Annotated in this window: 17 protein-coding genes; 4 read left to right on the top strand and 13 right to left on the bottom strand. The window is 42.3% G+C overall.

Features of this window, described 5'->3' with window-relative positions:
* Positions 1 to 36: 36 nt before the first annotated feature.
* Together LIZ66_RS02745 and LIZ66_RS02740 are read left to right on the top strand one after the other, a co-directional pair.
* A complete protein-coding gene (locus LIZ66_RS02745; protein ID WP_173716471.1) occupies positions 37 to 711 on the top strand; it encodes a response regulator transcription factor in 675 nt (224 codons plus the stop codon).
* Positions 708 to 1,925: a HAMP domain-containing sensor histidine kinase gene (locus tag LIZ66_RS02740; protein WP_227200096.1), complete on the top strand. Its 1,218-nt coding sequence runs from the start codon at positions 708 to 710 to the stop codon at positions 1,923 to 1,925. The genes LIZ66_RS02745 and LIZ66_RS02740 overlap by 4 nt, the downstream gene beginning before the upstream one ends.
* Here the strand turns inward: LIZ66_RS02740 and LIZ66_RS02735 are convergent.
* From LIZ66_RS02735 to LIZ66_RS02695, 9 genes are all read right to left on the bottom strand, one after another.
* On the bottom strand, positions 1,922 to 2,488 hold the full coding sequence (locus LIZ66_RS02735) for a M15 family metallopeptidase (RefSeq protein ID WP_118577703.1): 567 nt from the start codon (positions 2,486 to 2,488) through the stop codon (positions 1,922 to 1,924). The genes LIZ66_RS02740 and LIZ66_RS02735 overlap by 4 nt on opposite strands.
* Positions 2,489 to 2,520: 32 nt before the next feature.
* Positions 2,521 to 3,927 (bottom strand): YfcC family protein, encoded by a 1,407-nt coding sequence (locus LIZ66_RS02730; protein ID WP_195699265.1) that lies wholly within the window; start codon positions 3,925 to 3,927, stop codon positions 2,521 to 2,523.
* A gap of 406 nt (positions 3,928 to 4,333) precedes the next feature.
* Positions 4,334 to 5,461, bottom strand: a complete 1,128-nt coding sequence (locus tag LIZ66_RS02725; RefSeq protein WP_227200098.1) for a linear amide C-N hydrolase — start codon at positions 5,459 to 5,461, stop codon at positions 4,334 to 4,336.
* Between the two features lie 275 nt (positions 5,462 to 5,736).
* Entirely contained in the window at positions 5,737 to 7,794 is a 2,058-nt protein-coding gene (locus LIZ66_RS02720) for a beta-galactosidase (RefSeq protein ID WP_227200100.1), read from the bottom strand.
* Positions 7,795 to 7,871: 77 nt separating this feature from the next.
* Positions 7,872 to 8,708: an RpnC/YadD family protein gene (locus LIZ66_RS02715; RefSeq protein ID WP_173769133.1), complete on the bottom strand. Its 837-nt coding sequence runs from the start codon at positions 8,706 to 8,708 to the stop codon at positions 7,872 to 7,874.
* Positions 8,709 to 9,011: 303 nt separating this feature from the next.
* Positions 9,012 to 9,944: an aldo/keto reductase gene (locus LIZ66_RS02710; RefSeq protein WP_173769134.1), complete on the bottom strand. Its 933-nt coding sequence runs from the start codon at positions 9,942 to 9,944 to the stop codon at positions 9,012 to 9,014.
* A 236-nt stretch (positions 9,945 to 10,180) separates the two neighbouring features.
* Positions 10,181 to 12,148 carry an oleate hydratase gene (locus tag LIZ66_RS02705; RefSeq protein ID WP_173769135.1) on the bottom strand — a complete coding sequence of 656 codons (1,968 nt, stop codon included), beginning with the start codon at positions 12,146 to 12,148 and terminating at the stop codon, positions 10,181 to 10,183.
* A 359-nt stretch (positions 12,149 to 12,507) separates the two neighbouring features.
* Positions 12,508 to 13,071 carry a TetR/AcrR family transcriptional regulator gene (locus tag LIZ66_RS02700; RefSeq protein ID WP_173769136.1) on the bottom strand — a complete coding sequence of 188 codons (564 nt, stop codon included), beginning with the start codon at positions 13,069 to 13,071 and terminating at the stop codon, positions 12,508 to 12,510.
* Positions 13,072 to 13,432: 361 nt separating this feature from the next.
* Positions 13,433 to 14,671 (bottom strand): IS110 family RNA-guided transposase, encoded by a 1,239-nt coding sequence (locus tag LIZ66_RS02695; protein WP_227200102.1) that lies wholly within the window; start codon positions 14,669 to 14,671, stop codon positions 13,433 to 13,435.
* Positions 14,672 to 15,078: 407 nt separating this feature from the next.
* On the opposite strand from LIZ66_RS02695, the gene LIZ66_RS02690 reads away from it, so the two are divergent.
* Positions 15,079 to 15,630 (top strand): prolyl-tRNA synthetase associated domain-containing protein, encoded by a 552-nt coding sequence (locus LIZ66_RS02690; RefSeq protein WP_118577811.1) that lies wholly within the window; start codon positions 15,079 to 15,081, stop codon positions 15,628 to 15,630.
* 116 nt (positions 15,631 to 15,746) lie between these two features.
* Here LIZ66_RS02690 and LIZ66_RS02685 read toward each other — a convergent pair whose 3' ends face one another.
* The 4 genes from LIZ66_RS02685 to LIZ66_RS02670 all read right to left on the bottom strand — a co-directional run bounded on the left by LIZ66_RS02685 (position 15,747) and on the right by LIZ66_RS02670 (position 20,532).
* Positions 15,747 to 16,766, bottom strand: coding sequence for an ABC transporter permease subunit (locus LIZ66_RS02685; protein WP_148461387.1), 1,020 nt, complete (start codon positions 16,764 to 16,766; stop codon positions 15,747 to 15,749).
* Positions 16,763 to 17,824, bottom strand: coding sequence for an ABC transporter permease (locus tag LIZ66_RS02680; protein ID WP_227200105.1), 1,062 nt, complete (start codon positions 17,822 to 17,824; stop codon positions 16,763 to 16,765). The genes LIZ66_RS02685 and LIZ66_RS02680 overlap by 4 nt, the downstream gene beginning before the upstream one ends.
* The gene (locus tag LIZ66_RS02675) at positions 17,824 to 19,341 is read right to left on the bottom strand and encodes a sugar ABC transporter ATP-binding protein (protein WP_173769172.1); all 1,518 of its coding nucleotides are present in this window, start codon (positions 19,339 to 19,341) and stop codon (positions 17,824 to 17,826) included. Before LIZ66_RS02675 ends, LIZ66_RS02680 begins: the two co-directional genes overlap by 1 nt.
* Positions 19,342 to 19,548: 207 nt before the next feature.
* Positions 19,549 to 20,532, bottom strand: a complete 984-nt coding sequence (locus LIZ66_RS02670) for an ABC transporter substrate-binding protein (protein WP_148461385.1) — start codon at positions 20,530 to 20,532, stop codon at positions 19,549 to 19,551.
* 597 nt (positions 20,533 to 21,129) lie between these two features.
* On the opposite strand from LIZ66_RS02670, the gene LIZ66_RS02665 reads away from it, so the two are divergent.
* Positions 21,130 to 22,278, top strand: coding sequence for a GntR family transcriptional regulator (locus LIZ66_RS02665; RefSeq protein WP_227200107.1), 1,149 nt, complete (start codon positions 21,130 to 21,132; stop codon positions 22,276 to 22,278).
* Positions 22,279 to 22,285: the final 7 nt, after the last annotated feature.

The raw sequence follows: 22,285 nt of genomic DNA, 5'->3' as shown, positions 1-22,285 counted from the left end.
TGATCTGCGCAAAATCATATTACGAAAGGAGCAGTTATGCACATTTTAATTATAGAAGACGAAGAACAGCTCTGCCGCTCTGTTGCGGAGGGACTTCGCATAGATGGTTATGAAACAGATATCTGTTTCGATGGAGACGAAGGGCTTTGCCTGTGTATGACAGAAAATTATGACCTGATTCTGCTGGATCTGAATCTTCCCGGCACGGACGGGCTGGAAATTCTCCGCCAGTTCCGGGAACACAATACGAATACCCCGGTTCTGATCCTGTCTGCCCGGGATCAGATTGAAGATAAAGTAAACGGTCTGGATCTGGGCGCCAATGATTATCTTACCAAACCCTTTCACTTCCAGGAGCTGGAAGCCAGAATCCGAAGCCTTACCCGGCGGAAATTTGTTCAGGAGGATGTATGCCTGAAATGGAATCAGCTTACCTTTGATACCAGAACAAGAGAAGCTTCTGTAAATGGAGTGCCGCTTTCCCTTACCAGAAAAGAAAGCAGCCTTCTGGAATATTTCCTGCTCCATCAGAACCGGGTGATTTCACCGGAAGAAATGATTGAACATATTTGGGATGGAAGTGTAAATACCTTCAGCAATTCCATCCGTGTGCACATTTCATCTCTGAGAAAAAAACTAAAGGCTGCAATTGGATTTGACCCTATTCAGAATAAAATTGGCCAGGGCTATATATTGGAGGAATACAGATGACAAAAAAACGTTTCCACACCTCACTTCAGCTGAAACTCACTTTATTGCTGTCCTTACTGATGATTGTCTCCTGTGTTCTTATGTACTTCTTCATCAGCCATTCTGCCGTATCGGGAATGGACGGATTGCAGAATTATATGATCAAGGTGGATCCACAGGATGGAGATTCACCCATTACCTTTAATGTAGATCCCAAAGCTCTTTTTCCTCAGTTTGAACAGGAAATTCAGGAAACCAAGGAGGATTTTCTTCTCCGAAGTGTTATTGCCACCACGATCATTATTCTTCTTTCCAGCGTGTGTACTTATTTTCTTACAAAAAAGACCCTTACGCCGCTGCAGAAGCTAACCAGTGAAGTCAGTCAGATCCAGGCGCAGAACCTTTCCACCCAGCTGGCAGTTCCCAATTCAAAGGATGAAATTGCACAGCTGACCAGCTCTTTCAATGAAATGCTGGCCAGGCTGGACAATGCCTTCAGTACACAGAAACAGTTTTCTGCAAATGCAGCTCATGAGCTGCGGACACCACTTGCAGTATTGCAGACCAACCTGGAAGTTTTTGAGAAAAAGCAGGAACCGGAAATGGTTGAATACCGACAGCTTTTCACCATGATTAAAGAACAGACAGCAAGGCTTTCCCAGCTGGTGGGAACCCTTCTTGACATGACGAATCTGAAATCTGTTCCACGAACAGATCAGGTTACACTGGAAGAGCTTGTTGATGAAGTTTTCTGCGATCTGGACCCAGTTGCAGAAAAAGCAGGGATTTCAATTCATTTTGATGACAGCGCCAGTCAGGATTGGCATACTGATGTCCACACGCCTGATGCATCTGCACTTAATAACAATATTCGCAATATCACCGGCAGCTATGTACTTCTTTATCGTGCAGTCTACAATCTTGTAGAAAATGCCATTAAATATAACCGTCCCAATGGCTCTGTCACAGTTTCAGTGAAGGAAAAAAACAGCCAGGTCATGATCCTGGTAAAGGACACCGGCATCGGCATTTCACCTGAAAATCAGAAAAAAATCTTTGATCCTTTTTTCCGTGTAGACAAGTCCCGCAGCCGGGCTATGGGCGGTGCCGGACTGGGACTGGCACTGGTTGACTCCATTGCGCGGGAACACGGTGGCTCAGTAAAAGTATTAGAAAGTAATGAAAAAGGCAGCATAATTGCACTTATGCTGCCCGTTAGTAGTTCAAAAAATTAAATTTCATAATCCGAAAACGGCGCCGGATCCGTAGATACATCATAAAAATGCCACCATTCGCACTCATATGCCTGGAAGCCTACGGATTCCATTACTTGTTTCAAATACTCGCCGTTTCTTCTTCCGGTTTCGGAATGACCGGAAGAATTCAAAGCAGCGCGTTCGTCCATAGTGTCAAATGGAGATGGCATTTCGATTTCGTTGCCTTCTTTATCAGTCAGTGTGACGTCAACACACATTCCGTTCATATGAGTAGGACGGAATTTCTTAATTTTCGTCATATCCGGCGGACGGGCAATAAAGTCATCATTTGGCATTATCTCCCAGAACCGCTTCTGTGCACGAATGGGACGATAAGCGTCCCATATTTTCACCCGATAGCCATCTTTTTCGAAAATTTCCTTCGCTTTTATCAGAATCTGCGCAGTGTGCTCATCCAGCCAGCAGTCCGCTGACTGGTACACCTGCACGCCGGTGAAATTATCCGGCGTGGCATATTTCAGATCAATGATAAAATCTGAGGACAGGTCTGTAAGTTTAATAAGATTTCCTTTTCTTTCCATTAGATATACCATTTCTAAAAATCAAACACTCTCTAGAACCCAATTCCAGTTGCAATTCCCAACAAAATCGCCTGTGTCACAAACAAGATCAGAAACAGCGGTGTAAACCACTTATACCATTTCTGCAGGGAAATTCCACCCAGGCCACAGATGATAACGATATCTGCCGTCGGCCAGAAAATATTGGAAAGTCCGTCGCCAAACTGGAATGCAAGAACTGCTGTCTGTCTGCTCACACCAATAATATCTGCCAGCTGTGCCATGATCGGCATGGTTGCAGAAGCCTGACCGGTTGCAGACGGAATGAAGAAGTTGATCAGCGTCTGTACTACAAGCATTACCTGTGCAGAAACTGCATGAGGCGCATTTTTCAGCACGTTTGATAGGCCGTAGATAACAGTATCCATAATCTGCGCGTCCTGCATAACAACTGTGATAGCTTTCGCAATACCCGTCAGGATACATCCCCACATTGCAGTCTTGGCGCTGTCAATAAACTCACTGCACCATTTATTCGGAGACCACTTACAGATTGCTGCAGCAATCATGGACATAAGAAGGAACAAGCCACAAAGCTGCGGGAAATCCCATCCCCATTTGATCAGCCCCAGCATAAGAACAACCAGCACTACCAGAACATCCAGAAGAACCAGACCGTCTTTTAAGGTAAAGCTGTATTCATTTAACTCATCTCTGTCAAAGGCATGAATGTTTTTTTCACCAAATACAACGGATGCACCTGGATTTTTCTTAATTTTCCGCCCGTAAATCATTACATAGATAATGGAAATTGCCATGAAGATCACGAAGCAGATCGCACGGTATCCGGTTCCGGAATAAAGCTCTACACCTGAAATTGTCTGGGCAATTCCTACAGAATATGGATTCAATGTCGCTCCCATAAATCCAACAAACTCTCCAACTGCAATAATGGCAAATCCGAACATTGCATCATATCCAAGAGCAACTCCCAGACCTACGATCAATGGATAAAATCCATAGAATTCACTTGCCATACCAAACACAGAACCGCCCAGTCCGAAGATCATCATAATGATTGGAACAAGCAGAATTTCTTTTCCCTTCAGTTTCTTTAAAATGGTTCCGATTCCTGCATGGAAAGCACCTGTTTTCACCACAACACCGAAAGTTCCGCAGCAGCAGAGGATCATGAAGATTACATCAGCAGCCTCCACGCAGCCTCGATACAGTACACTGAAAAATCCAAGGAATCCGGTTGTGGTAACTTCGGATTTATCAATTGTGTGATAAGTTCCATCAATGGCTACGTTTCGAATTCTTCCATTGATGTTCATTTCCTGATAATCGTAGGTTCCGGATGGAATGATCCATGAAAGAATCGCCACCAGAAGTACAACGGATGCTACGATGATCAGGGTGTCTGGCATTGCCAGTTTTCTTTTTCTCTTTCCCGTCATAAATGACTCCCCCTTTAGATAGATGGATTATAAAAACTATTCGCTTTGCCTGAAGAGTTTTACACTTTTTTCTTATGCATACCCCATACATTTATCCACTCCGCAAACAGCAATTATAAATTCATAATACACTGCATATACTATGGAGTCAATCAAAATTAACGTGTTAAAGCGTTATTTTTCAGACTAAGTTGACATATTGTTTCAAATTTATAGACAAATTTCACTAACATTCCAGTCAACACTGTAACAAGATTAGTATTTCAAATAATCAAAATGCCCCGCCGGGGAAATGATGAAGCTTCCCTTTGACGAGGCATTTAAAACCTTATATTGAACTTCTGGTTCACGTGTCTTTCTCTTCCTTTAAGACTACCGGATTATGTTTGAAACAGGCTCTATGTTATTATTTTAGTGTAATCGCGTTATCCTTCAGATTATACCCGATCACATCATCCCAGTTTCTCCGAAGGGCAATCTCTGCGGTGAGATTGGTATCATCATAAACAATAGACCACTGGGTATTACTGGTAACTTCCTCCTCTGACGGCTCCTGTGATGCGGCCTTCAAAGCCTCCCATGCAACATCACTGTTGTAAACTTCCTCATAGTCAAAAATAGCTTCCATTTTGTCATACCGCTCTTTTCCGTGACCGTAAATGCCATTCTTCTGATTCGGAAGGACTTTATCCTCATAGAGTCCAAAGAAATTCGTAATGGAGCGAATTGATGTGGCAACCAATTCTCTGGTTTCACTTTCACAGTCATACTCCACTACTCTGCCATCACCGGAAGCATCTGTGATATAAAAATGATAATCTCTGCCGCTTGTAGCAAACATGTCATACTGATTCAGAAGCTCTACGGCTTCTTCTGTAGTTGCCGCACGGTCCAGAATCAAACGGATCACAAGCGTAGTTCCGATCACCGGCTTGCCTGTATTCTGGTGAACCGGTTCGCTGTCCAAAGTAAGGACTGCAATAGATACCCCTTTTTCATTCATGCCATCCAGGCAGATAAATGGTGCTGTTAATGTGGCAAGCTTTTTCTTCATACTCACATCCGGAATATTTGCAGAGATATTATCCAATGCTGCGAAAGCCACGGATTTGTAACCACCCTTCGGTTCACAGTAAACCAGCATTGCGGAAGTATCCCGTTTGAAATCATAGTTTCTGCCCATCAGCACATTTCCGTCTGCTTCCTGCAGGGTAAAAGCACTGCAGCCAAAATCCGGTGCTTTAATATGTACTGGCAAGATAGGAAGTGCCTCTTTCACAATGGCATCAACAAAGCTCTGGTTATCTGTTATGCCGTATTCGATCAGTCGATCCAGATCATAATCATATTTCACATCCATGCGATACAGATTATACTCGTCGTAATCTGTCACTTTCTGTATACTGCTTATGGTTTGAAAACGCCCCTCATACACTGAAATAAAACCACCCGCAGCCACTATCAGAAGCAAAAGAATCACCAGTAAAACCGTACGGATTATCTTATGTTTCTTCGATTGTGTCCTCATCTGCATACCCCCCTCCTGTAATATTTTTGATATAATCATTATACTGGATTAAATAATAGGTATGCAAGACAATTATTGGATATGACTTGTTTTTCTGTTGAATTAACCTGTTTTATTCATAACCTAACCCCTAACCATGGCGCGTTTAAAAACTGAAATCAAACGCGTTCTATGAATTTGGCTCACTACCTTATAAACAACAAAGAGCCGGATTTCTCCGACTCTTCGTTTAACTATTTCTAATTTATTTAATTTCATATTTTCAAAAACATTTTCCTGTTTCATTCCAAAACTTCATAAACTATTGTCTCATACGGTTTCATGCAGATTTCACCATTTGCAATTACATTATCATATAAGGACCGCATCTGCTTTTTCAGCACAATTTTTTGTTCTGAACCCATATAGTTCAGGACAAAGAAGTATTTCTTATTTCCTTTCACACGCTGAATGACTTCCACCTCCTGTGGAGCTTCAAGCATAGCCTGGAATGGTTCCAGAATTCCTGTGTATTCTAACAGCACCTTCATGCTTTCTCTGGAAAAAGTACTGCCAAAATGAATTGCATATCCCTTTCCTGTATTCTTTCTGATTACGGCTGGTTTTCCTGCGTAATAGCTATTGTCGTAGAAAGCCAGAGTTTCTCCCTCCTCTACAGGCTCCATAATGTCGTTAAATATTGGCATGTCAATCGTCTGACCGTCCCAGTTGGCGGTGACAGACGGCTCTGCTGGACTTGTGAATGTAAAATCTCTCACATCTGAACCAGTAATTTTCTGCAAAAGTCCGGGCTGCGGAAGCATAACACATTTGCCATTTTCCTGCTTATATCCGGAACGGCAGCCTATGATCAGGATTCCGCCATTTGCTACATATTCTTTAAGTAAAGCAGCTCTTTTTCCCGTCATAATAACAGGATGTGCATAGATGAGCACTGGATATTTCTGCAATTCCTTTATATCTGTATCCTCGCTCAGATATAACGTATTATATGGGGTGTGATAAATTTCAGAAGCAATGAAGATTTCTTCTGAGCTCTGCGCTTCCACCCTTCTATGCCATACATCCACATTCGTATCCCACATATTGTCGTAGTCTTTTAATACTCCAAATGCAGCTGTATAATCCGCTCCGCAAACTTCATCCAGACACTTTAATTTATTATAAAAGTCTTTTACCTCTGCCAGCTTACGGTTATCGCGATTGTCATAATCCAAAATTCCATGCCAGTACATTTCTGTACTAAAAGTACAGGTTCTCCACCTGAAAAAAGAAATATAATCTGCGCCATGGGCTACACTCTGCATTGCCCAAAGTGTAAGCTGACCAGGTCTTGGTGCCGGACCTTCCATTCTTGTAGTCCATCCACCTGCCCCAGACTGCTGTTCCATAATACCAAAATGAGGACATATGGAACGTACTTCCGTTAGATTTTTACTCCAATGACGGTCATTCAGGTCTTTCGCGGTCTTCGGATCTCTGTTCAACCCAAATGCAAAACTTGGATAGGAATCATATGTATAAACATCCAGGCATTCCTCTGCCATCTTGTGATTATCCAGATTCCAGAACATACCATTTGTGGTGATATAGTCTCCGTCTTTCTTATATTTCGAGATTATTTCTGCCTGCATTTTACAGAAAGAAATTGTACTTTCTGAAATAAAGCGGTAATAATCCAGCCTGAGATGTGGATTGCAACCATTATTTAACACCGGTCGCGGAACATAAATCTGCTCCCAGTCTGTATAGGTCTGATTCCAGAAAACAGTTCCCCATGCTTCGTTGAGGTTATCCAGAGTTTTATACTTTTCTTTCACAAAATTACGAAAGGCAACAGAATCTGCCTCTGAATAAAATTCATCCACCTCACAATTCAGTTCATTGTCAATCTGCCATCCCACAATTGCCGGATGTTTGCCGTAATGCTGCGCCAGCTTTTCTACGATCCTTGCAGATAATTCTCTATATTTTGGTGAATTGTAATTGTAATGTCTTCTGGCTCCATGACGATATGGAACTCCATCTTGACGGCAATTTAAAACTTCCGGGTATTTTTCCGTAAGCCATGCCGGCGGTGTAGCTGTAGGTGTTCCAAAAATCACCTGCATTTCTTCCAGTTTACATAATTTCAGAAATTCATCCCAGAAATCAAATACAAAAACATTCTCCTCCGGCTCCACTTTGTTCCAGGCAAACTCTGCCACGCGGATCACAGTAATCCCTGCCGCCTTCATTCTCTGTAAATCATCCTGCCATAATTCTCTGCTCCAATGCTCCGGATAATAACAGGTTCCCATGGTTATTTCTTTCCATTGAAAATTTTGTGGTTTTCTCATATTCTGCTCCTTTTTAATTCATTTCTTTTGAAACAAAGAGTCGGAATTCTCCGACTCTTCGCTTCGCTTAATTCACTTTATTTTATTCCATATTCATCCATCAGTTTTTCACGATATCCAGGATCGTCCAACGCCAGTTGCAAGTCAGCCATTCTATCAGCTTCCAAAAGCTTCTTGGTTAATGATGCCATTCTATCACTTCCTTCTATTCTTCCTTCACTTTTTCCAGCTTTTAATCCATCATCGTACAACATCTGACCTAATCTTGTCATCGCTACAACCTCCTTTATCTCTTCCAAATCACTTCCCTGCAAAAACTTATCCGCCATTGTATATAATATCGCTACGGTCTTTTCTGCGGTTACTCTGGTATCCTGTTTTGCAAGCAATATCGCTGTTTTTATTGTATCTTTCTTACCTTGTCCGCTGCTCATTAATGGGGTTAATGACAGCTTCGCATAGTCCTCATCTGTAAAGCCTTCTCCCTTTTTGCTCTTCTCCTGCAAATAGTGAAAAACTTCATCCGCGCTCTTCTGTGTCAAAAATATAGGAGATATTTTGTATGAGTAAGTTCCACAATCCAGTGTATCTCTGGCATTTTTAATGCCGCCAGAGTAAATCACATATGTAAGCACCTTTTTCCCTGTTTCATGAGAAAAAACAGCTTCATATGCATGGAATCTTCTCAGATCATCTTTCCCGGAATCTGTGGTCTGAAACTCCACATGGATATAAAAATCTTCTGTCGTCAGAAACGTAAAATCCATAAACATGGAATGAATGGTTAATTCCACAAGCTCTGTAGGTCCGATATCTACATAGTCGTAATCAATTCCCAGCATCTTCAGTATCTGATCACGAAAATACCGAAAACCCATTTTCATAATCGCATCTTCATGTTTTGTGTTTGACATGAGCATTTCCCTTCTTTAGATTCAGTATAGTCATCTCATGTACTTTATTATTTCTTCTGACTGTATTTTTATTTCTGAAAAAAGTCTTTTCATTTTTATCTTATGTGTGAAGTAAACTTCAGTCCACGTCACCCTCTTTCTGCCTTTATTTCTTATAGTTTATCAAAACACTCGTAAAATTACTATACTAATTTCCATTTTTATAAACTTTTCATCTATTTATGCAACAAAACAAAGAGCCGGATCACTCCGACTCTTTACAAAAACATTTATTCACAATAATTATGCACAAAAATTGCTTTATCATGGCAGATCATTTCCTGCTGCCAGGTATATCTCGTACCACTCTTTTTTACTCAACCTAACTTCCGTTGCTTTTGCTGCTTCACGAACACGAGTCGATTTTGTAGTGCCGATTACAGCCTGAGTTGCTCCAGGGTAGCGGAGAATCCAGGCAAGGGCAACAGCCATAGGAGTGACCACCTTTTCAGAAGCAATTCTGTTGAGCACAGTGTTCAATTCCCGATAATTATCAGATCCAAGAAAAGTTCCCTGAAAATATCCATACTGAAGGGAAGACCACGCCTGAACCGGGATCTTTTTCATACGGCAGTATTCCAGTACTCCACCGCCATCTCGCATGATTCCCTTATCACACTGCATATCCATGTGAAAACCAGCGTCAAAAACCTGGGTAACGGCACAGCTAAGCTGAATCTGGTTTGCACAAATTGGGAACTGTATTTCCCTGTTTAGCATTTCCATCATCATAGGCGTCATGTTGCTAACCCCAAAATTCCGTACTTTTCCAGCTTTATAAAGGCGGTCAAAAGCCTCTGCAATTTCATCTGGTTCCATAAGCGCATCTGGTCTGTGAAGAAGCAGGCTATCCAGATGATCTGTATGAAGTCTGGACAGAATTCCATCTACAGCCTCCAAAATATAATCTCTGGAAAAATCGAAATAGGTAAAATCCGGATCACAACGGATTCCGCATTTTGACTGAATAAAAAATTCAGTACGCAAAGAAGGATTCTCTGTAAACACTTTTCCTATCACTTCTTCTGATTTTCCGCCACCATAAATGTCTGCGAGATCCAGAAAATTAATCCCCTCTTCAAGACCAGTCTCAATCAAATCCAAGACCTCACCAGTGGACATCTCTGAAATCCTCATCAATCCCATAACAATTTCAGATACCTTATCTTTATCTTTTCCAAATTCAATATACTGCATACGATTTTCTCCTCTTGTACCAAACAGCTTCTTGTCCAGAAACCGCAATATTATATCTTATTTTGCAGAAAGCCTTTTTCAGACACGCTTTAGTTTATCACACTGTTAATAGCCTTGCAAGATTCCGCTTTTTCGCCATTAAACAGTTTTTCAATTTCATTTGTTGTAGTACAAAACAAAGAGCCGGATCACTCCGACTCTTCGCTCGTTTCAGCATATAAAATTTTTACAACCGCTTATTTCTCCAGCATATAATCCTTAATCACATCATGGTCTCTCAGCACCTTCTCCACCAAGGTTCCCTTGATTGCTTTCAGCAAAGGTTTTTTCACCAGATTCAGCGGTCCAGGAAGCTCAATTTCAAGTGGTGATCTGCCATCCATGAGTTTTACGCTGGCGTCAAGGAGTTCTCGTACATCGTAAACGCTGCCCCATACTTCCGGAACGCCACGGTCTACGCCCATAAGTCCGTATACAGCTTCCATTGCAGTACGTACGGAGTACTCTGTGGTGAAAATAGTGTCTCTTGGAGTCTCAGCGAACTGTCCAAGGAATGCGAAGTTCACGCAGCCGTCCGGGATAACGTCCGGTCTGTCGCCTTTGGCTCTTGGCATGAAGAATGCAGTGATGTAAGGCATCATGGTCGGTACGCAGACTGCGCTGTTTTCAGCCAGATCCTCGATCTGATCAGTCGGTACGCCCATATGGTACAGCCACTCTTCCGTGATTTCTTTACCGGTACACTCTTTCATCGGTTTCTTTACATAATCGCCAGGTACATCTGTGAAGAGACCATATACCCAGACACAAACCTTATCTTTATCCTGATCCTTGAACTGGCCCTGACGGTTGATGGTCCAGCTTAACAGCCAGCTGGAATCCTGGCAGCTTACAATACCGCCGGTGACAACCTTTCCGCTCTTCGGATCTCGCTTGCAGATGTCGGTAATATAAGGAATGATCTTGTCATCCAGTGTAGTAACAGTTGCAGATTCCCAGTTGGTCTTCGCAATGTCGGAGCAGAATTTCTCCGGATGTCCGAAAGACGGATCCTGTTTTGCAATATTTTTCCAAAGGCTCCAGCAACCGCTTGTACGAACCTCAGCATCTCCGTTTGGAGCGTGGTTCTGGTCACCGTAGATAGTTCCCTCTGTACAGCTTCCGTTGGTAACAAATACGTAGTCGTTCTCAGTAAGAAGGATTCCCTTCTCAACACCCTTTACCTTGCACTCAATAGCAGTTGCCACTTTTTTACCATCGTGAATATCGAAGATTACATTGGTAACCTCTGTGTTGAACTGGAAGTCAACACCTGCATCCTCCAGATATTTCTTCATTGGAAGGATCAGGGACTCATACTGATTGTATTTGGTGAATTTCAGAGCACTGAAATCCGGAAGTCCGCCGATATGATGGATAAAACGCTGGATGTAAAGCTTCATCTCCAGTGCGCTGTGCCAGTTTTCGAACGCAAACATGGTTCTCCAGTATAACCAGAATGTGGAATTCAGAACCTCATCATCAAATACATCCTCGATGGTCTTGTCGTAAAGATCCTCGTCCTTTGTGAAAAACAGCTTCATGATCTCCATACAGCCCTTCTGGCTCAGATTGAATTTTCCATCTGTGTGAGCATCTTTGCCCTGATTTACAGTAGCACGGCAAAGGGAATAGTTTGGATCATGTTTGTTCAGCCAGTAGTACTCGTCCAGAACGGAGGCACCTGGTTTTTCCAGAGATGGAATACTGTGGAAAAGATCCCAGAGGCACTCGAAATGGTTTTCCATCTCACGGCCGCCTCGCATGACGTATCCTCGCATCGGATCAAAAATACCGTCGCATGCACCGCCTGCAATGTCCATCGCTTCCAGGATGTGAATGTGGTCGCCAGGCATCTGTGCGTCTCTTACAAGGAAGCAAGCTGCTGCCAGAGAAGCAAGTCCGCTTCCTACCAGATATGCATGCTTGTCATCTACGCCTTCCGGTTTCTCTGGGCGGGCAAATGCTTCGTAGTTACCGTTTGTATAATAAATGCCCTTGCTGTTTTTCTCATTTTTGCCGCGCTCTGTATTGCGGTAATTCGGGTCTACGTGTGCTTCTGTGATCTGTTTCTCTTCGCGGCTCTTGTTTGCCAGAACTGCTGCTCCTGCACCTGCTGCAGCAAGTGCTGCCATACCTAATACGGAATGTTTTTTCTTTGACATAAAAATTACCACCTTTCTGAAATTTGCCGTTACATTATTTCCGGCTATCTGTGTTTATTCTTGTTTTAACTTTTCGAATCAGCTTCTAAGCTTTCTCAGTTTTGTTTCCTAACCTTCAGATAAAAAGCTTTTATTTGACTAATTCGAAATTCTGCTGCCTTTTATTTAGTATTTCCTGTTTCTGAGTGTATTCTACGTCAAAAAATAATTTTCCTCAATTTACAAAACAAGACGGATGACAAAAAACTTATCATCCGCCTTACTTTGTAAAGTTGATTTCGAAAACTTTATGTCCCGCCCTTTCAGGATTAAAGCTGCTATGCCATAGTTATCCCTTATTTTCCGGATAAACTTAATCTTTATTGCCCTTCCTTCTCCATATTCCGCAGGGAATTCCCAACATTTCCATGCATGGTCACGCAGACCATATTCGCGATTTCTTCCGGGGCTTCCTTCATTCCTCTCTTGATCCAGTCAAGCATGACACCTACGAAACTGTATTTGTAAAAATCCGCAATAAATTTCTTCTGTTCCTCTGTAACCATCAGATTCTTGCTCTGCTCTTCTACCACTCCTTCGATCAGCTGATAGGTCAGGCTGTACAGATAATTTTCCACCTGCTCTCGTTTCACAGAGCGATACACGTTCAAAATAAATGGTTTATTTTCCAAAACAGCCTCAAAAATCTGCTGAAGCCCTTCCTGCCAGGTGTCGTAAGTCTTTTTTCCCTGCAAAGCCCGGGAAGCGTCCTCAATACAGGACCATTCTACCAGGTCATAAATGTCTTTAAAATGATAGTAAAAAGCCATTCGGCTAATTCCGCAATCTGTAGTCAGGTCGCTGATGGTGATCTTGTCCAGAGGCTTCTGAAGGAGAAATTTTTTCAAAGACTCTTCCAGTGCATTTTTTGTGATATTGTTCATTCAGATGTGCTCCTCCTGATAATATTTATTTTGCAGTATGGCATCATGCAATACATGAGGTCTGTACAATTTCTAAATCATTCCCATAATCTGCAGGCTCTAAGGATTTTATAAAGCCTTTTTGAATTTTTGTCAACAGGAGCGCTATGGAAAAAAGCAGATATCCGCCTCCGAACTTATATATGCACATATTTTCTGAAATATTCATCGCTATTCTGGAATGTATTTGCTACGAAAATAAAAATCGCAGCCAAGACTTGAACCTTGACAACAAATGTTTTCAACAATTATGAAAGCATCACTATAAAGCAGTCATAATAATGGCTGCCAGCAGTGAAATATGATTTGTACAAAAGATGGATTATACTTGAGCTTCAACCGTATAGCCATGTTTTTCTAATTCTCGTATATAACGGGAAAGTTGTTTTTGCTCACAGTTTTTGCGCCTGACTTCAAAACAGTTTTCATCAAAATTAGTGCCTTGTTTTAGCATTGTATAAATGATAACAAGTAATTTACGAGCAAGAGCAACAATGGCTTTTCTGGCTCCTTTTTTCTGCTTGATTCTCCAATACCAGGCTGAAAGATATGTGTTTCGTTTGCCGGCAATTACCCAGGCAATCTCACAAAGCATACTTTTTATATAAGGATTGCCTTTTGTGATAGAGGTACTTTTTCTTTTTCCGGCACTCTCGTTATTGCCGGGACACAGACCGGCCCATGAACAGATGTGTTCTGCAGTTTTAAATGGTTTCATATCTGTACCGATTTCGGCAATGATTGCACAGGAAGCAGTTGTACTTATTCCATAGATAGTATTTAACTGTTCAATTTGTAAAGCGAATGGAAGCATATCTTCCTGAAGATGAGTTTCAATTTCAATAAGATGCTCTTTCATGGAATCATAATGACACATGAGGATTTTTAAGAAAGATTTTTGATGTTCTGAAAGAGTCCCATTTACAGACATGAGGATTTCATCAATGCGTTTTCTGGTTTTTGTTTTGAGATAAGAATCCAAAGATATTTTATCAATCTGTCCATGTTCCATCAAATGTAGAATAATGTTTCTGCCGGAAGCACCAAAAATATCAGAAATAAAAGAAGACAGACGAAAATCGGAACTCTGCAGGAATTTTTCAACCCTGTTTTTCTGGGAAGTAATATCGCGGATAATACTCTTGCGATAACGGTTTAAATCACGAAATTCACGAATCCTTTTTTCTGGAATAAAACTTGCATTAAGGAGTCCTGCACGTAGTAATGTAGAAATCCATTCAGAATCACGCATATCAGTTTTTTTGCCAGGAACGTTCTTCATATGGCGGGCATTAACAACTAATAAAGTGATATCTCCAGAGAAAGCATCTTCTAATATTTCGTAAATTGGAATCCAATAAATGCCAGTGCTTTCCATTGCAATATGATGGCAATTCTCTGAAATGATCCAGTCTCGTAAAGCAAGCATATCAGGAATTAAAGTGGTAAATTCACGAATTTCAGAGTGAGTAGGTTTACCTAATGGACCAGTTAGGATACATGCAACAATTTTTTCTTTGTGGATATCCAAACCACAGGAAATTTCTAAAAGATCTTTCATACAGACAGCCTCCTTTATAATAGAATTGACAGGAGATTTGCCCGAGATAATATGGACTTTGCTACTCGTGCTATCTGTAAAAGATGCGACAATATGCTGTACTCAAGGGCAAAACATTTACGTTGAAAAACGGGGTGAAAATCCTCCAAGGTACAATCAAACTTAATCCTGTCAATAACTATTGTAAAACAAGGCAGGAAGTAAAAAAAGTAGTGGAGGTCAATCCTCTATTTTCATTATAGGCTGTGATAAGCTTTCATGATTCGTTGAAAAATGTTTTCTAAAAGATGTGCATCACAATTTGTGGGAGAACATCCTCCACTTTACAAGAAAAACTCTCAATGCTACAATATTCCCCAGATATTTGACAAAAAAGACCCTGTGGGGGAATACATAAGGAGAACACCATGGAATTAAAGCTTGAAAACGGACGTCCCGCAGATACCACGGGCAGACTTGAAAAAGAGATACGTACTTATGATTTTCTTGATGCACTTCAGGTGCCTTATCAGAGGATTGACCATGAAACTCTGATGACCATTGAAGCTTGTAAAGATGTGGATAAAGTGCTTGATGCAGTAATCTGCAAAAACCTGTTTCTCTGCAACCGCCAGGAAACGAACTTCTATCTGCTGCTCCTGCCAGGCGACAAGAAGTTTAAGACAAAGGAAGTATCTTCCCAGCTTGGCGTTGCCAGACTTTCCTTCGGCAATGAAACTTATATGGAGAAATTCCTTGATATTACACCTGGTTCTGTCAGTATACTTGGACTTATGAACGATAAGGAAAATCACGTGCAGCTGCTTATTGATGAAGACCTCCTGAAGGAACCTTACATCGGCTGTCACCCTTGTATTAACACCTCCAGCCTGAAAATTAATATGAAAGATATGATGGAAAAAATTATTCCGGCTATGAAACATGAACCGATTTTTGTGAAATTGGGACAGGAAGAATAAAATTGCAATTAACTAATTTGTATGTTACCCTTTCTTCCATTATGCCCAAAATAAAACAGACAGATACACATTTCAATCATGTACCCGCCTGTCTCATTTCATTCTTTATTCAATTTTTATTTGCTCTTCCGCTCCTTTACCAGTGCAAATACACTCTGAAGTACAATGAAGAAGCACAGCAGGATTGCTGTTACAATGTTGGACCAGGAGCTGATCAGTTTTCCATTGGTTTTAACCAAAGTAGAAATCGTACCATTGATCAATACACCAAACAAGGAACCAAGTACATTTCCTACACCACCGGTAAGAAGTGTACCACCGATGACTGCGGAGGAAATAGCGTCCATTTCAAGGCCGGTTGCCTGGGTGGTAGTACCTGCCATGGTATTCAGACAGTAGCAGATTCCGCCGATGGAAGTAAGGAAACTGGAAAGAATATATGCTTTCATCTGTGTTTTCTTAACATCAAGTCCCATCAGGGTTGCAGACTGCTGATTGCCGCCTACTGCGTAAATACTGCGGCCGAAGCGTGTGTATTTCAGCATCAGATAAATAGCAAGAATTACGATCAATGCAACTACAACAGTTACACGAAGGTATGGAAACTGCATGATTCCCTTTTTGTTCAGATACCCTCCAAATGGAAGGGAAATCTTAAAGCTGGAAAGAGTGGTAAAAATCTTGTCAGAAACAATACTTACCTGCTCTTTACAGATCACGGCTGTCATACCTCTGGCAAAGAACATTCCTGCCATAGTAACGATGAAAGGCTGGATTTCCAGATAGGAAATACAGAAGCCCTGAACAATACCAAATATAATACCAATTGCAAGAATCAGAAGCATAAGTACCGGGCTGGACCATCCCCACTGCTCGATTCCCACTGCCAGGATCATACAGTCCATAGCAACCAGGGAACCTACGGAAATATCAATACCGCCAGTAAGCATAACGCATGTCATACCAGCTGTGATGCAGATCAGACCTGCATTGTTGATCAGGATGTTCAGAAATGTCTGGAAACGGGTAAAGCCTTTGTCCGCATATACGATACATCCTGCAGCATACATTACAAAGAATAATACAATGGTGATCAGCAGCAACAGGTTATTGCTGTTTATTTTTTTCTTTTTCATGCCCGAGCTGCCTCCTTTCCGGATTTCTTTGTCAGCTTCTTAAAGAAGGCTTTGGCTGGCTCAGCCTGAATTACTACGATGATAATAACTACGATTGCCTTAAATACCGGTGCCTGTGCAGAAGAAACACCAAGTGCATACAGAGTTGTGGTAATCGCCTGGATGGTGTACGCTCCGATGATGGAACCTGCCGGGGAAAACTTACCGCCGCCAAGGCTGTTGCCGCCAAGTGCTACAGAAAGAATTGCATCCAGCTCCATGTTCAGACCAATGTTATTGGTATCTGCTGAATAGATTCTGGAGGTTGCAACCATACCTGCAAGACCTGCACAAAGACCGCAGATTGCATAGCACATAAGGATGATCTTTGCGGAATTAAAGCCTGCGATACGGGAAGCTTTTTTGTTAATACCAACACTCTGGATGTAAGTTCCTAGTGCTGTGTAGCGAAGTACAATAGAAGCAATTGCCACACACACAGCTGCCACAATGATCGGTGTTGGAATGATTCCGCAGTAAGCACCAAGCTTTTGGAAGGACGGAACACGCACATAAACGATCTGGCTGTTGCAAAGAAGAAGTCCCACTGCACGTCCCGCCGACCATAGGATCAGGGTGGCGACCATAGGCTGAATATTCATATAAGCAACCAGAAATCCGTTAAAAACGCCACAGATCAAAGTGACAAGAAGTCCGGCTCCAATGCCAACCAGCAGCGGATGCGCATATTCCTGCACATTTACATTTCCGTATCCTGCAAGGATCATACAGCAGACACCTGCGTAAAGACTCATTACAGAACCAACGGAAATATCAGTACCGCCGGAAGCAGATACAACAAGTGTCATACCGATTGCCAGGATGGCGATTTCACTTCCACGGTTCAGGATGTCGATCAGACGTCCGTAAAGTACACCATTCTTAATGGAAATCATAAAGAAGGAAAGCGGTGCACTTCCTGTTGCAATATCATATACTACGTTGATCAGCATGACCAGGATCATACTGAAAACCGGAAGGAACAGACGTTTCTGCGCCAGTTTTTTGAAATTACCCATTACTGCTCACCTCCTGCGATTGCTTTCATTACGTTCATCTGGTTCATATCTGCCTCATCAATCTCTCCAACCTTCTGACCGTCACGGAGAACTGCCATACGGTTGCAGGTACGGAGCATTTCCTCGATCTCAGAGGAAATGAAGATCAGACTCTTTCCTTCATCTGCAAGCTTCAGAACCAGCTTCTGGATTTCTGTCTTGGTACCGATATCGATTCCTCTTGTAGGCTCGTCCAGGATCAGGAAATCCGGGTTTGTTGCAAGCCATCTTGCAAGGATAACCTTCTGCTGGTTTCCACCGGAAAGCTGTTTGATCAGAGTCTCACGGCTTGCGCATTTGATCTGGAGAAGATCGATATACTTGTCTGCAATCTCACACTGTTTTGCCATAGGGATCTTTTTCAGAATTCCCTGTTTTGCCTGAATTGCAAGGATGATATTTTCTCTTACGGACAAATCTGCAACAATTCCCTCCGCTTTACGGTCATCAGGAAGAAGTCCCATTCCAAGATGCATGGCATCAATAGGATTTTTCACCTTAACTTCCTTGCCTTTTACTTTCAAAATACCAGTCTGGGCGCGGTCAGCACCGTAAATAGCACGTGCCAGTTCGCTTCGTCCGCTTCCAAGAAGTCCGGTAAGACCGATAACCTCTCCTTTGTGGATATCAAGGTCAAATGGTTTGATGGTTCCTGCGTGGCTTAAGCCACGGGCTTCGATTACCATCGGCTCTTTTCTCTTATCTCCTGTGCTCTCCGGTTTAATGGAAGCAAGATCGTCGAAATCTTTTCCCATCATAGCTGCTACCAGCTTCACTCTCGGAAGATCTGCGATCTCATACTCGCCAACCAGCTGACCATTTCGAAGAACGGTAATTCCGTCACATACTGCATAAACCTGTTCCAGGAAATGGGTAACAAATATGATTCCTACACCTTTCTCCTTCAGTCTGCGCATCATGGTAAAAAGCTTTTCTACTTCACGATCATCCAGTGAAGATGTGGGCTCATCCAGAATGAGCACCTTACAGTCCATATCTACAGCACGGGCAATTGCGATCATCTGCTGCAATGCCAGTGAATATTCTTCAAGATTACGTGTTACATCAACGTCAAGCTCCAGCTGTTTCATAAGGGCAGCTGCCTGACGGTTCATTGCCTTTCGGTTGACCGTTCCAAGCTTTGTCAGCGGCTCGCGGCCTATGTAAAGATTCTCTGCCACCGAAAGGTTTGGACAGAGGTTTACTTCCTGATATACAGTAGAAATGCCCTTCTTCTGGGCGTCCATGGTATCTTTATTTACGATGGGATGATCAAATCCTTCCAGATAAATCTCTCCAGCCTCAAATTTATTTACGCCGGTCAGGCACTTGATCAATGTGGATTTACCCGCGCCATTCTCTCCCATCAGCGCGCGGATTTCACCTTTTTTCAATGTCAGATCCACGCCTTCCAGTGCTTTTACACCTGGGAATGTCATGCAGATTCCCTGCATTTTCAATACTACTCCTGCTTCCAACGCGATTCCTCCCTTCCCGTTATCAACTTCATTTTTCATTCTCCTCGTTGCTCGCGAAAATTAAGGGGAAGAAAATCCGCCTTGGGACTTTCCTCCCCTATTTGTTCATCTTTATCGTTTTTCAGCTGCTTGCTGATAACCAATTTCGATGTTTACGGATTGTTTCACAGCTCTGCTGTTTTCACACTCTCCGATTGATTTTTCTGATTAGTAAGCACGTCCAGCCAGAACTTCATCAGTCATAGTTGTTGCATATTCGCTCTCGATTCCAGGTGCTACGAATGCCTGATCCTCAACAAGTGTTGTCTTCTCAAATTCTTCGCCTGCCTGCATTTTCTCGATTACGCCCTTAACAACTTCAGCCTGGATCGGGTTACACTCAACATCACAGTTGATCTTTCCATCTAATGTATACTGAAGTCCATCATGTGTTGCATCGAAGGAAATAAGAGTTACATCGCCATCAACACCGTAGGTGATACCTGCTGCATCCATTGCATCCATTGCGCCGTATGCTTCGTTATCGTTCTGGCAGACAACTACATTGAACTGTCCCTCATAGGATTTGATGAAGGATTCCATAACTTCCTGACCACCAGCCTGTGTAAAATCACCGGACTGAGAATCAAGAATCTTCCAGTTATCATGCTCGCCAGCTACCTGATTGAATCCTTCTGTACGTCCAAGTGCTGCGGAAGCTCCTACGGAACCTTCGATTACAAGAATGTTAGCGTCTTTATCGCCAAGGTACTCAGCTAACCAGTTACCAGCTGTAATACCTTCGTTTGTTGTGTTTGTTCCAACCCATGCATCATATAAATCGTCGCTTGCTTCGATTTCACGGTCTGCGATGATTACAGGGATTCCAGCATCCTGTGCTTCCTGAAGGACGGTGTCCCAGCCAGCGGACTGGATCGGAGCGATTACGATGTAATCCATATCTTTACTAATGAATGTACGAACTGCTTCAAGCTGTGCAGCATTGTCATTGTCGCAGTCTACAAGATCAAGGCTGTATCCGGCATCTTCTGAGAAAACATCCTGATAGTTCTGGGTGTTTGCTGTACGCCAGTCTGATTCATGTCCAACCTGAGCGTATCCAACTGTTACCAGATCGTCAGCGTAAACCGGCATAGCCATCATGCTGAGTGTTGCTGCTGCGAGTGCCATAACTGCTAATTTCTTTTTCATAGTGATTATTCCTCTCTTTCTTTTAGAAAAAATACTTTTGCAGGTCGCGCCTGCCATTGGTTTCTCGTTCAACACTGATCCGTTTGCTGTCTTAGCTTTCCGTCCGTTCTTTGAATCCGTGTTCTTCTTGATGTCTATAATTTAGCGAAAATCAACATAAATTTCAATATTGTTTTCCCGTCTTTTGGTTGTTTCGTCAGTTCAAACAATACAAATTTGTTGGTTTTCATAGTGAAATACAGACAAATTTATATTATAATGAATTTCAGGCAGGAAAAGGGGTGATATTTTATGATTTCTCATTTAGAAAGTTTGTTTTCTTATGATTTTGTGAAAAATATTACACCTTTTTCTATGTTTTTCGATTTGGCAAACTGTCTAAGCTGGAAAAAAAAGGTTTGATCATTTGAAAAAAGGTATAATATTTTGGGTTTTAGAAGTGAAAAAGCAGAAGATTTATTGGGAAATCATAAATAATTCATGTGAAAATTTTATGAAATAACTATCCCAGCAAAATAAAAAAACCAGAGTGGCGCGACAGATTGCGGGAATACTTTTTCAAACACGCTCTAACCTAAGAAAGAGGAACTAAAATATATGGCGATCAAATATAAATGGCTGGTTGAACAGCTAAGAGAAATCATTTCAGATTCTATTCAAAAGGGAATCAACAAGCTTCCCACCGAACAGGAGCTGGCTGTCAGATACCGTGTCAGCCGACAAACGGTCCGGGCTGCGCTGGCGGTTCTTGAAGATGAGCGGGAAATCCGCCGCATTAAAGGGAGCGGAGCTTACATTACCGGACTTTCCAGCCTGGAAGACCGGAATATAGTTGGAATTCTGATTCCCGATGAACAGCAATATGAATATCCTGCACTGATAAATGATATTCGTGTGGCGCTGGCTGCGGAGGGATTTTCCTGCAAGGTTTACCCCACTCACAATCATGTGGACCAGGAACGGCAAATCCTTCAGTTTCTTTTGAAAAGTCCGCTGCGGGCACTTATTGTGGAGCCTGTAAAAAGCGCCTTACCATCACCTAATACAGAGCTTTATCAAAGGCTGATACAAAGGGGAACTTCCATTTTGTTCCTGGAATGTGCTTATCCCCAGTTGTCTCAGATTCCAGTAATCTATGAAGATAATCTATATGGGGCTGGTCTTCTGGTGCAAAGTCTTGTGGAAAAAGGCCACTCTTCTATCGCCGGTATTTTCCAGATGGACGATCAGCGGGGACTTGAACGCTACCAGGGATTTCTGGATGCTATGCAAAATCAGGGGCTGACTGTACCAGACCGCAACATCTGCTGGTACACCACACAGGAACTGGATGATTTCCGTCAGAGCCAGGATATCAGCTTCCTAAAAAAATTTCTAGAACGGATCACCCCCGACTGCACTGCGTTTATTTGTGAGGATGACTTTATTGCATGGCTGTTATGGGAAGAGCTGTCGCTTGGACAGGAGAAAAAGATAGCAACTCATGCTTCCCTTTCATCCTCTCTTCAAAGCACTGGATTCAAGACTACTTCCGCCGACCATAGTTTCGAAACCACAATAGCACTAGCCGCCTTCAATACCAGCTACCTTACCACATCTGGTCTGCTCCGCGCCACAACACTGACACACCAGACACACCAGCCTGGTACTCTGGCCGCCCAAATGAGCATAAACAAATTAAAAGGACTCCCTGTCTCTTCACAGGAAGTCCCATGGCAGTTGTCACTGCCGAAATCGCATAATTAATTTTGAA

The sequence above is a fragment of the Blautia faecis genome, from assembly GCF_020554845.1.
Lineage (GTDB): Bacteria > Bacillota > Clostridia > Lachnospirales > Lachnospiraceae > Blautia_A > Blautia_A faecis.
This window is presented reverse-complemented; position numbering and strand designations above follow the sequence as displayed.

Bases quoted from the DNA above. Each gene is read 5' to 3' on its own strand.
- LIZ66_RS02745 (WP_173716471.1), top strand. From the start codon at position 37: ATGCACATTTTAATTATAGAAGACGAAGAACAGCTCTGCCGCTCTGTT.
- LIZ66_RS02740 (WP_227200096.1), top strand. From the start codon at position 708: ATGACAAAAAAACGTTTCCACACCTCACTTCAGCTGAAACTCACTTTA.
- LIZ66_RS02735 (WP_118577703.1), bottom strand. From the start codon at position 2,488: ATGGAAAGAAAAGGAAATCTTATTAAACTTACAGACCTGTCCTCAGAT.
- LIZ66_RS02730 (WP_195699265.1), bottom strand. From the start codon at position 3,927: ATGACGGGAAAGAGAAAAAGAAAACTGGCAATGCCAGACACCCTGATC.
- LIZ66_RS02725 (WP_227200098.1), bottom strand. From the start codon at position 5,461: ATGCAGATGAGGACACAATCGAAGAAACATAAGATAATCCGTACGGTT.
- LIZ66_RS02720 (WP_227200100.1), bottom strand. From the start codon at position 7,794: ATGAGAAAACCACAAAATTTTCAATGGAAAGAAATAACCATGGGAACC.
- LIZ66_RS02715 (WP_173769133.1), bottom strand. From the start codon at position 8,708: ATGTCAAACACAAAACATGAAGATGCGATTATGAAAATGGGTTTTCGG.
- LIZ66_RS02710 (WP_173769134.1), bottom strand. From the start codon at position 9,944: ATGCAGTATATTGAATTTGGAAAAGATAAAGATAAGGTATCTGAAATT.
- LIZ66_RS02705 (WP_173769135.1), bottom strand. From the start codon at position 12,148: ATGTCAAAGAAAAAACATTCCGTATTAGGTATGGCAGCACTTGCTGCA.
- LIZ66_RS02700 (WP_173769136.1), bottom strand. From the start codon at position 13,071: ATGAACAATATCACAAAAAATGCACTGGAAGAGTCTTTGAAAAAATTT.
- LIZ66_RS02695 (WP_227200102.1), bottom strand. From the start codon at position 14,671: ATGAAAGATCTTTTAGAAATTTCCTGTGGTTTGGATATCCACAAAGAA.
- LIZ66_RS02690 (WP_118577811.1), top strand. From the start codon at position 15,079: ATGGAATTAAAGCTTGAAAACGGACGTCCCGCAGATACCACGGGCAGA.
- LIZ66_RS02685 (WP_148461387.1), bottom strand. From the start codon at position 16,766: ATGAAAAAGAAAAAAATAAACAGCAATAACCTGTTGCTGCTGATCACC.
- LIZ66_RS02680 (WP_227200105.1), bottom strand. From the start codon at position 17,824: ATGGGTAATTTCAAAAAACTGGCGCAGAAACGTCTGTTCCTTCCGGTT.
- LIZ66_RS02670 (WP_148461385.1), bottom strand. From the start codon at position 20,532: ATGAAAAAGAAATTAGCAGTTATGGCACTCGCAGCAGCAACACTCAGC.
- LIZ66_RS02665 (WP_227200107.1), top strand. From the start codon at position 21,130: ATGGCGATCAAATATAAATGGCTGGTTGAACAGCTAAGAGAAATCATT.